Raw genomic sequence first — 12,033 nt, 5'->3', positions numbered from 1 at the left:
GCGGCTGCAGTCTGCTGTCACCCATACGCTCAGCAGACCGCAGCTCTGACGGCCTGTCACCACTCACGACCACGCGAACATCAGAACTGAAACGCAACGCGCCTCACGTGGCGACCACAGATCTCAAGACCAGCTCACTAGCCCGCGGTCCCCCGACCGGCCGGGGCCGGGTGCGTCACTCGCGTGACCACTCGGTCTCGGCCCGGGGTTCGGGGGCGGGAACGGACCCGGGCTCGGCATCGAGGTCGGGATCGAGCGCGTCCCAGAGGCGGACCCTGATCGCCCGGGGGCCGGGAGCGGGCCGGGAGAGCGTACGCACCAGCACGTCGCGCAGGTGGTTGGCGGCCCGCTGCGGCGGTCCGTCGTACTCCAGGGGGTTCGGCAGGGGGGCCTCGTCGTGCCGGGCCCAGTGGCCTTCGTCGTCCTGGGTGTCGAGCACCCACCGGTAGCGCGGCATCCTGGCCTCCTGTGACGACCGACCTGTTCCAGGACAGACCGTAAGCGCCGGACCGGGTGTCGGCGACCGGTGGGCTCCGCGGGGGGCTGTCCGCTCAGAGGACTTCGCCCGGAGGGACGGACCCGATGCCGGCGGCGATCAGGATCTGCTGCGCCGAGTCGGTGCCGCCCGCCAGGACGGCTTGTGCCATCGCGGCGTGGGCCGCCTCCAGGCTCGCCTGCGGGGGGACGACGAGCAGGCTGAAGTGATCGCGGTCGCCCCGGGTGATGATCACCGTGTCGTCGCCCACCGGGTGGCGGTCGATGTGCACCGACCGGCCGTCGACGACCAGCCGGGCCGGGACGTCGTCCCACGCGTCCGTGTCGAGACCGACGCTCGCCACGGGCCCGAGGTGCTCGGTCAGCGCGGCGACGAGTCCGGGCAGCTCGGCGCCGATGTCCCGCGAGCGGGGCCACCACGCGCCGTCGAGAGCCCCCTCGCGCGACCGGGTGGTCTCCAGCCGGAGCAGAACCGTCCCCGGCCTCGCCGACCGGTGGAACCCGTCCGGCAGCAGACCCGCGTACGGGGCACCGGGTTCGTCCGACATGGCTCGCCACCGATCTGCAGGGACAGGGCCCCTGGTGCTGTGGAGGGCGGTCCTTCGGTTGTGGCGGTTCGGACCGTCCCGCTGCTCCCACGGTACTCCGCGTCCCGTCGGGTGCCCGGCGGTCAGACCTCAGCGCCACTCGATCAGGAACAGGGTGGCGTCGTCGCTGGTCCGCCCGCCCCGCTTCTCCTTCAGGACGTGGGAGAGGGCGCGCACGACCGCGCGCACGCCGCCCGCCGACCGCTCCACCCGCTCGACCCAGTCGATGAGCTGCTCCTCCCCGAACTGCTCGCCGCCCACCTCGCGCTCCTCGACCAGGCCGTCGGTGAAGCACAGGACCCGGTCGCCGTGCCGGAGCACCCGCTCGCTGATCACCGGCTCCTCGCCGCCGAACCCGACCGGCAGTGTGGTCGCGCTCTCCAACCGCTCCACGACAACGTGGCCGCGGATCAGCAGCGGGGCGGGGTGGCCCGCGTTGACCCACTGCAGCTGGCCGGTCGCGGTGTTCAGGCGCATCATCTGCGCGGTGACGAAGTGGTCGGGCCCGAACTGCTCGGCGATGGCCCGGTCCATGAACGCGTAGATCTCGGCCAGCCCGATGTCGGCGCGTCGGGCGTGCCGGTACGCGCCGATGGCGACGGTCGCCATCGTGGCGGCGTCCAGTCCGTGGCCCATCGCGTCGATCGTGGCCACGTGCAGGATGTCGTCGTTGAGCGCGTAGTCGAAGCTGTCGCCGGCCACCTGGTAGGCGGGTTCGAGGATGCCGGCCACGGCGACCTGCGGAACGGTCATCGCCAACGGGGGCAGCAGGGACCACTGGATCTCGGCGGCCACGCTCATCGGTTCGAGGCGCCGGGCCTGGAAGATCCGGTCGGTGTAGCCGCTCTTGGCGATCAGCAGGTCCGCGGCCAGGCCGGCGAACCGGCGCAGGAGCCGTCGGTCGTCGTCGTCGACGGTGTCCAGGGTGAGGGCGAGGACCCCGACCTCGTCACCGCCGTCCAGCAGCGGCAGGTAGATCCTCACGCCGTCGGCCTGCGGCACCTCGACCGGCGCACCGCGCACGAAGGCCGTCCCCGCGTCGGACCCGACGATCGGCTCGCGCTCCCCGGTGACCAGGCCCCGGCCCGGCAGCGGCACGAGCACGAGCTGACCGTAGTCCTGGAGGAGGACCGCCACGTCCCGGCCCCCGAAGCCGTCCAGTTCGTCGGCGATCAGCGGAGCGATCAGCCCGGGCGGCAGCTCACGGGCCAGGTCGAGCAGCCTCCCGAGCAAGCGCTCGCCGAACCCCTCCGACCGGTCCGGTCCCGCCGCGCCGGGCTGCCGCTCACCGCTCATCTCCGGTCATCTCCGCTCACCGCCGCTTCCCTCCCGGTCGCGTGGGCACCCGGCCGCGTCGCATCCGGCACGGTGCTTCGGCCGGCCCCGGCAGGGTGTGGTCATCAGACCGGTCCCTCCATTACGCCTGACGGCGGCGTCCTGCGCTCCCGGTCGCGTCCGGTCGCGTCCGGTCGTCTGCTCGTCTCCCGCCGGGCCGGAACGCGGGCCTCCGGGGTGGCGGAGGCGGGCGTCCTGCTGCACGGGCGGTGCGGCGTGCCGGGACCGGGGCGCCGCGGGGTGCCGGGGCGGGATTCGAGGGCCCGTCGGCCGGAGCCGGCGGGCCCTCGAAGGCGCGCGGCGGGTGCCGGAGCCGATGCGCTGCGGGGCGGGGCGGCCGGGACGGGACGTCGGTCAGTCGGTCGGGAGCGGGGCCACCGTGACGATGACCGAGCACGACGGCGCGCCGGTGCCCTGCTGCAGGATCACGCCCACGCGGTCCCGGCGGGCCGGGTCGCGCGGCAGCTGGGTCACCTCCACCACGCACGGCTCGTCCAGCTCGACATAGCGCGTGAAGTCGCACTCCATCGCGACGGCCACCACCGGCGCCGGGTGGCTGAGCGCCTGGGCGGCCTGGCGGGCGGCGTCCAGCAGCAGGGAGCCGGGCGCGTGGTCGACCGGGTGGTCGAAGTGGACCGGGTGGTTGGTGTCGACCCGCAGCTGCCAGCGCCTGGCGCGGTCGGTCGCGGAGAGGGCCACCTCGCGCGGGAGGGCGCGGCCGGCCCGGGCGACCGGGATCGGCGGGGCCAGCCGGACGGCACGCGCCATCATCTCCCCGGCGTCGCCCCGGCCGGCCCGCAGGCGCCGGTAGATCGCCGGGGTCTGGACGGTGAAGCGGGTCTGCGCGGTCGCGATCGGCTCGCCGTCCCGGGTGACCACGTAGGCCAGGGTGAGGGCGACGACCCGGTTGCCGCGGCGGACGAGGTCCTGGCAGACGGCGTCCACCTGGACCTCGTCGTATCCGCGTCCCTGGCGGGCGGCGCGCTCGCTTCCGCGCTGCGCCGGTACCGCGTCGCGCGCGCCGGTCCGCAGGCCGCCGGGGATCAGCGCGTAGCTGAAGTGGTCCCAGATCAGGTGGTGTCCCAACGGGACCTCGAAGGCCGCGTGCGAGAGCAGCGGGAAGGTCTGGCGGACCGTCTCCACCAGGAGCATCGGGTCGTGGTGGCCGTGGCGGGCGGCGTAGGCCCGGTGGTCGCGCGGCCACCGGGCGGAGACGCGGTAGGAGTCCTCCGCGACCCGCTCCCACCCGGTCAGCAGCACCTCGTCGGCCGCCCGCTTGTGGACGTGCTCCTTGGGGACGTGCTCGTTGTGGACGGCGGTCGGGCCTGACCCGGGTGCGACGGGCTCCGCCGCAGGCGCGCCGCCGGTGACGGCGGCGGCTTCGGTGCTGGTCATGGTGGTGCTGTGGTCTGTGCGAAACATGGATGCACTCCCCCAGAGTGGCCACAGGCAGGTGAAAGTGGGCGCTCCGGTGTGTACGCCGAGCCCCCTGGCGAATAACATAGAGGTCGTTCTTTTTGTTTGTCGAGGAGTTTGGAGTTACTCGTGGCAAGAGCCAAGCAGGACCGAGCCGTACGCACCCGGGACACGATCCTGCGCGCCGCTGCCCAGATCTTCGACGAGTACGGCTTCAGCGGGTCCAGCGTCAGCAAGATCATCAACCAGGCGGGCACCACCCAGGGCGCGATGTACTTCCACTTCAAGTCCAAGGAGGACCTGGCCAAGGCGGTCATCGACGAGCAGGCATCCGACCTCGACCTGCCCGGCCGGCCGGCCGGCCTGCGCCAGCTCATCGGACTCAACCTCTACCTCGCCGACGAGTTGCAGGAGAACGTGCTGCTGCGCGCCGGCGTCACCCTCGCCGTCGAGCAGGGGCAGCTCGGGCTGCGCGACTTCAGCCCGTACGAGATGTGGGCCGAGCAGTTCCGCGCCGAGCTGGAGGCCGCCCGGCGGACCGGCGAGCTGCTCGACGAGGTCGACGTCGAGGAGCTCGCCCAGGTGCTGGTCGCGGCGTACACCGGGTCGCAGGTCATGTCGCACCTGCGCACCGGCCGCGCCGACCTGCCGGAGCGGATCGTCCAGCTCTGGTGGTACCTGCTGCCGGGCATGGCGCCCGCGCCGGTGGTCGCGGAGCTGCGGGCGTACCTCACGGAGCACGGGCAGCGGGCATGAGACGGGCGTCGGGCCCGGGCACAGAAGCCGACAGCGACACCGGCACCGGCACCGGCACCGGGCCGACCGTCCTGCTGACCGGGGCCGGCGGGTTCATCGGCTCCGCCGTGCTCGCGGCGCTGCGCGCGCTGCCGGGCCTCGGTGGGATCCGAGCGCTGACCCGGTCCGCCGCACCGGCCGGGACGGTCCGGGTCGCGGGGGACCTCGCCGACCCGGCGACGCTGCGCGGCGCGGCCGACGGCGCCGACGTCCTGGTCCACCTCGCCTCGCTGGTCGGCGGCCCCGAGGATGCCTGCACCGCCGTCAACGTGCACGGCACCCGGGCGCTGCTCGCGGAGGCCGGGCGGGCGGGCGTCGGCCGGATCGTCCACCTCTCCACCTCGGCGGTGTACGGCACCGGACCGCACCGGGGCATCGGCGTGGACGAAGTGGCGCCCGCCCCCGTCTCGGCCGCCAGCCGGACCAGGCTGACCGGGGAGCGGGCCGCACTGGACGCGGGGGCCGTGGTGCTGCGCGCGCCCCTGGTCCTGGGCGTCGGCGACCGCTGGGTGGTGCCCTGCCTCGCCGACCTGCTGCGGCGGGTGCCCGCGCGCTGGGACGGCGGCGGGGCGCTGCTCTCGCTGGTCGCGGTGACCGACCTGGCCCGGCTGGTGGCCGCGCTGGCGCTCGCGCCGGAGCCGCTCCCGGTCCGGGCGCCCGGGGTCCACCACGCCGGACATCCCCGACCGGTCGGCATCGGGACGCTGTTGGCGGCGCTCGCCGACCACGGGGTGCTCCCGCCGGCACCCGCCGACGACTGGCCGTGGGACCGCTGCACGGCCGAACTCGGTCGGTTGCCGGGGATGTTCGGTGAGCGCCAGTTCGAGCTGATGGCCCGCCACCACTGGTACCGCAGCGAGGACGTCTGGCAGCTGGCCGCCGTCGATCCCGGGCCGGGACCGCTGGAACGGCTCGCCGCCGCCGCTCCCTGGTACCGCGCACACCTCGCGGCGCAGCCGCCCGCGGCTCCCGCCCCGGTTCGGCCGTCGACGGCTCCAACCGGTCCGGTACCGCAGGGATTTGCGAAGGAGATGCCAAAGCTGCGGGGGGATGCGGCGGAATCCGCGCGTATGCGGCGATCCGGGGCGTAGCGTCGAAACGTCAGCGGACCGGCACACACCGGTCACCCCGGTAACCCCGGCCGCCCCCGACCGCCCCGAAGGAGCCACGCCCACCCATGTGGTTCGTCAACCCTCACCCTCAGGCCGCTACCGCGGCACCGGCCGGACCGGACACATGCCTCGGCCCCATCACCCGGGCGGGCGGTGGGCGATGAAGCAGGAACGGGCCCATCAGACCCACCGGGCACTGCTCCGGGCCGCCGCCGCGGAGTTCGACGAACACGGTTACGCGGGCACGTCGCTGGCCCGGGTCAGTCAGGCCGCCGGCGTCACCATGGGGGCGCTGACCTTCCATTTCCCGTCCAAGGCCGCCCTGGCGGACGCGGTCCGGGCCGACGCCGCCGCGCTCACCCGGGCCGCGGTGGACCCCGACCCGGGGCGGACCCCGACGCGCGAGGAGGGCGTGGCGGAGCTGACCGACACGCTGACCCGGCTGCTCCAGGAGGAGCCGAGCGTCCGTGCCGCGGCCCGGTTGACCTGGGAGCAGCCCGAGTCGGCGGGCAACTGGCATGCGGGATGGAGCCCCGACCTGCGCGACCGGCTGGCCCGGGAGCGGGCCGGCGCCGCCCGGCCGGCCGCGGCGCAACCGGCCACGACGCAACCGACCGAAGCGGAGAGCGGAGACCTCGACGCGCTCGACTCCCTCGACTCCCTCGACCTGGAGACGCTGGCGCACTGCCTGGTCGTCGGCTCGGAGGCGCTGCGCCGCGGCGTCATCACCCTGGGCGGCGGGGCACCCGTCTCCGAGGAGGAGACCCGCCGACGGCTGCGACGGCTCTGGCGGCGTGCGCTGGCCGGGCCGCCGGCACCCGGCGGTCCCGCCTGACGCGTTTTCGACGGCGCCCCCGGCGACGGCCGCATGCCCGACCGTGCCCGACCCCCCGCCCGTACCGGCTTCCTGACGCCGGTACGGGCGGTTCTGCGTGGGCGGGCGGAACCGAGTCCGGGGGCCCGGGAGGGGCGCGGACTTGCCAAAACCGGACCACGGCCCGTCCTGGACTCAAAAACAAAGAGATCGTTCGCTATTCTTTTGGGGACGGCACCTCACGGCACCTCACGATCACGGGGAGCTCACATGGACGCGCAACCCCTCTCACCAGCCGGCGAAGCCGCGGTCTCCCGGTTCGCCGAGCAGGTCTTCGCCCACCTCGCCCGGATAGACCAGCGCCGCTGGGCCCGGGCCTACCTGCACGGACTGCTGGCCGCACCCGGCCGCAAGACGCTGTCGAACATGGCCGCGAGCCTGTCGACCGGGTCCACGGCGGCCACCGCCTCGCTCTCGCTCCAGCAGTTCATCAACGGCAGCCCCTGGGACTGGCGACCGGCACGGCGTGTACTCGCCGGCCTCGCCACCGGGGACCGGCCGGTCCGCGCCTGGACCGCCACCCTGGCGGTCATCCCCAAGCGCGGCGACCAGGCGGTGGGCGTCCACCGCCGGTTCGTCCCCGAGGCCGGACGCACCATCAAGTGCCAGGCCGCACCCGGACTCTTCGTCGCCACCGACCGGGACGCCGTCCCGGTGGACTGGTCGCTGCTGCTCGACTCGAACTGGACGGCCGATCCCGAGCGGCGCACCCGCGCCCGGATCCCGGAGACCGCCGCCCCACGCCCCACCGGCGAACTGCTGGTCGAGATGGTCGACCGGCTCACCGCCCGACGGCCGCCGGCCCCGCTCGTCGCCGACCTCACCGTGGTCGACGACCCGGTCCGGCTGGCCGCCGCGCTCGCCCACCGCTCCGTCCCGTACGTGCTGGAGGTCCGGCCCAACCAGGCCGTCCGACCGGTCCTCCAGGCCACCACCGGGCACCACGGGCGGGTGCAGCAGAGCACCATGCCGGCCGAGGCGCTGTTCCCCCGCAGGCGGGCACGGACGCCGGGAGCCCCGCAGCCGGTGCTGCGCGGTGCCCCCGTCCTGCTGCCCGGGCTGCCCCCCGGCCTGCCGGGCGGGCGCGGCGGACCGGTGCACCGGCTCTGGGCGCACGGCGGCGGATCCGGCGGGCCACGGCGGTACTGGCTCACCGACCTGGCCGAGGACGCCCCGGCGGTGCTCGCCCTGCTCGACACCGTGACGGTCACCCGGACCACCGTGGACCGGCTCGGGGCCGACTTCGGCCTGCTGGACTTCTCCGGCCGCTCCTACAGCGGCTGGCACCACCACATGACGCTGGTCTCGGCCGCGTACTCGCTCGGCCGCGACCTGGCGGCATCGGCCGGGGAGACCGACGACCGCACCGACGACCGCACCGGTGACCGCACCGGTGACGCGATCCTCGACCTGGTCGGCACCCCCGTCGGCCGGCGGACGGGCGAGCGGCTCGACACCCGGCTCGGCGAGCGCTCCGCCGGTCGGCCCGGCACCCGGCTCGGCGCCCGGACCGGCGGCCCGGCCGTCGACGAGAACCTGCGGAATTCCGCGTAGCGGACCGCCCGGCACGACTTGCCGAACACGTTCGAACAGGATTGACCGGAATCGGCGGCACCGCCGAGAATTCAGTTACCGGCCGCCGGGAAATCACCCGGGAAACACCGGGGCCCATCGGCCGGAAATACGAAGGAAGGAGGTGAGACACCATGGGTGCAGCAGCGACCGGAACCCCACTCGAAAGACTTCCGAATATCCTGGGCGACCACATCTTCTCGTCGTTCGACCGCGCCGACTACCGGATCAAGGCCGAGGAATACCTCCACGGCCTCCTCGGAACGGCCGGCCGGAAATCCATCAGCAACATCGCCCGGACGCTCGGCGACCCGGGGGCGGTCCAGCGGCTGCACCACTTCATCCGCAACTCCCCCTGGGCCTGGGCCCCCGTCCGGGAAGCGCTGGCGGCCCGGCTGGTCGAGGCGTGCGCCCCCCGCGCCTGGCTGGTCCGGTCGATGTTCATCCCGAAGTCCGGTACCCGCTCGGTCGGTGTCGGCCGGCGCTTCGTCCCCGAGCTGGGTCAGCTCGCCGGCGTCCAGCAGGCCGTCGGCCTCTGGTACCTGGCCCCGCGGCTCAACGCGCCGGTCGACTGGCAGCTCCAGCTGACGGACCCGCCCCACCGGGCCGTCACGCCGGGCGCCGAAGCCCCGGCCGGGGACTCGCTGGAGCGGCAGGCCGCCCTGCTGAGGCCGCTCGCGGACCGCCTGCCGGCCACCGCCTCGGCCACCCTGATCTGGGACGGCTGCCCGGCCGAGCCGGGCGGGCTGTTCGCAACCGGCCGGGCGCTCGGCCTGCGGGTGGCCGTCCGGGTCGACCCGACGACCCGGCTCACCCCGGTCACGACCCCCACCCGTGACCGCGGCCGGCCGCTCCCCGCGTACCAGCTGTTCGCCTCCGCCGGAGCCCGCAGGCTGGCCGGCACCTCGGGCCCGCCCGGGGTCGAGGCGCACGTCGTCCGGGTGGCCCTGCCGCCCACGGGGCCGGAGCTGCTGCTCTACGCGGAGTCCGGGGCGCGTCCCACCGCGTTCTCCGGATTCTGGCTGACCGATTCCGAACCGGACCGGGCTGCCGAATTCCCCCGCCTCTTCCGGCTCGCCGGCGACGTCGAGGAGGACCGCACGACCATCGGCGAACGCGTCGGCCTCCGCGATTTCGAAGGGCGCTCCTTCGAGGGCTGGCACCGGCACATGACACTCGCCTCGGCGGCCTATGCCGCCGTCGCGCTCGGCCGCCGACCCGAACACGCGGACCGTTCCTCCGAATAACCGGCCGTCCGGCCGCACAGGTCCCCGCGCATTCCGCCGGACGAATTCCGCCACCTCCCTCCCCTGTACCCGCACCACAGCTCGTGAATTCACCCACGCCTTCACAAGGGAAAAGGACATGCTTGTCTTCGACAATTACCCGAGCGGCCTCACCTACAGCCAGTCCTCGAAGTCCTGGCGCGTTCGGGCGGTCAAGCCGGTCGAGTACGAGGTGCGCGTCTGCGACGACGTCTTCGACCCGGCGAGCACCGCCCTGGTCGAGAAGTCCGCCGGAGCCACGGGCGGCAACCGACGGTTCGTGGTGATCGACGCGGAGGTCGACCGCCTGCACGGCGACCGCGTCCGCAGCTACTTCGAGCACCACGGCGTCGACTACTTCATGCAGGTGGTCCGCGCCGACGAGACCCTCAAGGAGTTCGAGACCGCCTCGGACATCGTGGTCGCGCTGGACTCCTTCGGCCTGGACCGCCGGCGCGAGCCGATCATCGTGATCGGCGGCGGCGTCCTGATGGACATCGTCTGCCTGGTGGCCAACCTCTACCGCCGGGGCACCCCGGTGGTGCGTGTCCCCACCACGCTGATCGGCCTGGTCGACGCGGGTGTCGGGGTCAAGACCGGGGTCAACTTCAACGGCCACAAGAACCGCCTCGGCACCTACTTCGCCCCCGTGCTCACCCTGCTCGACCGTTCCTTCCTCGCCACCGTCGACCGCCGCCACATCGCCAACGGCATGGGCGAGATCCTCAAGATGGCGCTGATCAAGGACGCCCGGCTGTTCGAACTGCTGGAGCAGCACGGCCCGTGGCTGGTCGAGCAGAAGTTCCAGGACGACGCCCGCCCCGGCGACCCGGCCGGTCAGGTGATCCGCCGCGCCATCCACGGCATGCTGGAGGAGCTCCAGCCCAACCTGTGGGAAGCCGAGCTGGAGCGGATCGTCGACTACGGCCACACCTTCTCCCCCACCCTGGAGATGCGGGCCCTGCCGGCCCTGCTGCACGGCGAGGCGGTCTCCGTCGACATGGCGCTCACCACCGTGCTCGCCTGGCGCCGCGGCCTGGTCGACCAGGAGCAGCGCGACCGGATCCTCGACGTCATGCGCTCGGTGGGGCTGCCCAGCTGGAACGACCTGCTCGACGCCGAGCTGCTCGACGTCGCGCTCCAGGACACCGTCCGGCACCGCGACGGCCAGCAGCGGCTCCCGCTGCCGGTCGGCATCGGTGACGCGATCTTCGTCAACGACGTGACCCGTGAGGAGCTCGCCACCGCGGTCGAGGACCTGCGCGAGCTCAACGCCCTCCGGGAGCTCAGCCGTGTCTGACGCAGCGGCGGCGGGATCGGCGGCGGGATCGGCGGCGGGATCGGCCACGGCCACGGCGACCAGGGCTACGGCTACGGCTACAACGCCCGCGCCCGGCCTGATCGTCGCGGACACCCGGGACGCCTCCGAGATCCACGGTGTGCACGGCGCCCCCGGCCTCACCTACTGGAAGGCCCTCGCCGGCCGGCAGCACCTGGAGGCCGAGGTCGAGGCGATCGAGGTCGCCCGGATCCCGCCCGGCGGGTTGAGCGGCGAACACCGCCACACCCGCACCGAGGAGATCTACTTCATCCTCCGCGGCCACGGCGAGTTCCTGGTCGACGGCGAACCGCGGCCGGCCCGCCCCGGGTCCCTGCTGCTCACCGGGATCGGCACCGTGCACGGCCTGCGCAACACCGGCGCCCCCGCGGGCGTCACCGACCCCGGCTACGGCAGCGCCCCCGAGGGGCACCTGGAGTGGCTGGTCATCGAGATGCCGTCCCCGGCCACGTCCGCGGTCCTGCACGGGCCTGCGCCCGACCCCACGACCACCCGTCCGAGCGAGAGGAAGACCGAGACCATGCGGCTGCACGACCTGCGGGAGGAGCGGGCGGTCGACCCGGCCGGCGTCTTCACCGGCCCGCTGCGCCTGGTGGAGATCCGGGAGCTGGCGGCCGGCGGCTCCGCCGCGTACAGCTCGCACGCCGGCGAGCACACCGTCTTCGTGCTGACCGGCTCCGGCACCGCCACGGCCGGCTCCACGGAGGTGGAGATCGCGGCGGGCACGGCGGTGACCCTGCCGTTCGGGGTGGACGCGGTGATCACGGCCCACGAGGGAGGCCTGGAGTTCTTCCACGCCGAGCTCGCGGTACCGGGGCGGGCCGCGCGATGATCGTCAGCCGCGCGCTGCGCCCGGTGGACTGCGCTCCGACCGCGACCGGGTCGCGGGAACGGACCTGGTCCTGCCTGGCCCGCCGGGGCATGCTGCACAGCGAGACCGAGACGGTCGACCTGTGGCGGCTGCCGCCCGGCGACACCCTGCTCCACGAGCCGCACGACGGGGTCGAGGAAGCCCTGTTCGTCGTCGCCGGCACCGGCACCGCCACCCACGGCCTCGACGAACTCCCCGTCACCGAAGGCACGTTGCTGCTCGCCCGGCACGAATCCGAGATCACCGTGACGGCCGGCCCGGACGGACTGCGGCTGCTGAGCACCCGCGTCCTCCCGCAGCGGCTCAGCGCCGCACTGCCGGCCCGGATCCCCCAACTCGACTGAACCGCGCTATCACTGACAGGAAGTGGGA

General features: G+C 74.0%; 12 protein-coding genes. 8 read left to right on the top strand and 4 right to left on the bottom strand.

The genetic code is table 11. The features are described 5' to 3' along the window. Nucleotides 1–175: 175 nt before the first annotated feature. The 4 genes from PUR61_RS36535 to PUR61_RS36520 all read right to left on the bottom strand — a co-directional run bounded on the left by PUR61_RS36535 (nucleotide 176) and on the right by PUR61_RS36520 (nucleotide 3,839). Nucleotides 176–457, bottom strand: coding sequence for a hypothetical protein (locus PUR61_RS36535; RefSeq protein WP_329883869.1), 282 nt, complete (start codon nucleotides 455–457; stop codon nucleotides 176–178). Nucleotides 458–551: 94 nt separating this feature from the next. Further along, complete coding sequence (locus PUR61_RS36530; protein WP_329883868.1) at nucleotides 552–1,043, bottom strand: DUF5994 family protein; 492 nt, start codon at nucleotides 1,041–1,043, stop codon at nucleotides 552–554. 129 nt (nucleotides 1,044–1,172) lie between these two features. Beyond that, nucleotides 1,173–2,378: a PP2C family protein-serine/threonine phosphatase gene (locus PUR61_RS36525; RefSeq protein ID WP_329883867.1), complete on the bottom strand. Its 1,206-nt coding sequence runs from the start codon at nucleotides 2,376–2,378 to the stop codon at nucleotides 1,173–1,175. A 393-nt stretch (nucleotides 2,379–2,771) separates the two neighbouring features. Further along, the gene (locus tag PUR61_RS36520) at nucleotides 2,772–3,839 is read right to left on the bottom strand and encodes a ScbA/BarX family gamma-butyrolactone biosynthesis protein (protein ID WP_329883866.1); all 1,068 of its coding nucleotides are present in this window, start codon (nucleotides 3,837–3,839) and stop codon (nucleotides 2,772–2,774) included. Nucleotides 3,840–3,962: 123 nt separating this feature from the next. On the opposite strand from PUR61_RS36520, the gene PUR61_RS36515 reads away from it, so the two are divergent. The 8 genes from PUR61_RS36515 to PUR61_RS36480 all read left to right on the top strand — a co-directional run bounded on the left by PUR61_RS36515 (nucleotide 3,963) and on the right by PUR61_RS36480 (nucleotide 12,005). Further along, on the top strand, nucleotides 3,963–4,589 hold the full coding sequence (locus PUR61_RS36515) for a ScbR family autoregulator-binding transcription factor (protein WP_329883865.1): 627 nt from the start codon (nucleotides 3,963–3,965) through the stop codon (nucleotides 4,587–4,589). Continuing rightward, nucleotides 4,586–5,719, top strand: a complete 1,134-nt coding sequence (locus PUR61_RS36510) for an NAD-dependent epimerase/dehydratase family protein (protein ID WP_329883864.1) — start codon at nucleotides 4,586–4,588, stop codon at nucleotides 5,717–5,719. Before PUR61_RS36515 ends, PUR61_RS36510 begins: the two co-directional genes overlap by 4 nt. A gap of 181 nt (nucleotides 5,720–5,900) precedes the next feature. Then, the gene (locus tag PUR61_RS36505; protein ID WP_329883863.1) at nucleotides 5,901–6,575 is read left to right on the top strand and encodes a TetR family transcriptional regulator; all 675 of its coding nucleotides are present in this window, start codon (nucleotides 5,901–5,903) and stop codon (nucleotides 6,573–6,575) included. A 249-nt stretch (nucleotides 6,576–6,824) separates the two neighbouring features. Next, on the top strand, nucleotides 6,825–8,168 hold the full coding sequence (locus PUR61_RS36500; protein WP_329883862.1) for an IS701 family transposase: 1,344 nt from the start codon (nucleotides 6,825–6,827) through the stop codon (nucleotides 8,166–8,168). Between the two features lie 152 nt (nucleotides 8,169–8,320). Then, nucleotides 8,321–9,433, top strand: coding sequence for an IS701 family transposase (locus tag PUR61_RS36495; RefSeq protein WP_329883861.1), 1,113 nt, complete (start codon nucleotides 8,321–8,323; stop codon nucleotides 9,431–9,433). A 118-nt stretch (nucleotides 9,434–9,551) separates the two neighbouring features. Continuing rightward, nucleotides 9,552–10,751 carry a sedoheptulose 7-phosphate cyclase gene (locus PUR61_RS36490; RefSeq protein WP_329883860.1) on the top strand — a complete coding sequence of 400 codons (1,200 nt, stop codon included), beginning with the start codon at nucleotides 9,552–9,554 and terminating at the stop codon, nucleotides 10,749–10,751. Then, on the top strand, nucleotides 10,744–11,622 hold the full coding sequence (locus PUR61_RS36485) for a cupin domain-containing protein (protein ID WP_329883859.1): 879 nt from the start codon (nucleotides 10,744–10,746) through the stop codon (nucleotides 11,620–11,622). Before PUR61_RS36490 ends, PUR61_RS36485 begins: the two co-directional genes overlap by 8 nt. Further along, entirely contained in the window at nucleotides 11,619–12,005 is a 387-nt protein-coding gene (locus PUR61_RS36480; protein ID WP_329883858.1) for a hypothetical protein, read from the top strand. Before PUR61_RS36485 ends, PUR61_RS36480 begins: the two co-directional genes overlap by 4 nt. Nucleotides 12,006–12,033 lie beyond the last annotated feature (28 nt).

Origin of the sequence: Streptomyces sp. BE20 (genome assembly GCF_036322525.1) — a bacterium.
GTDB lineage: Bacteria > Actinomycetota > Actinomycetes > Streptomycetales > Streptomycetaceae > Kitasatospora.
Note: the sequence above shows the minus strand (reverse complement) of the source record. Positions and strands in the feature narration are given on the sequence as shown.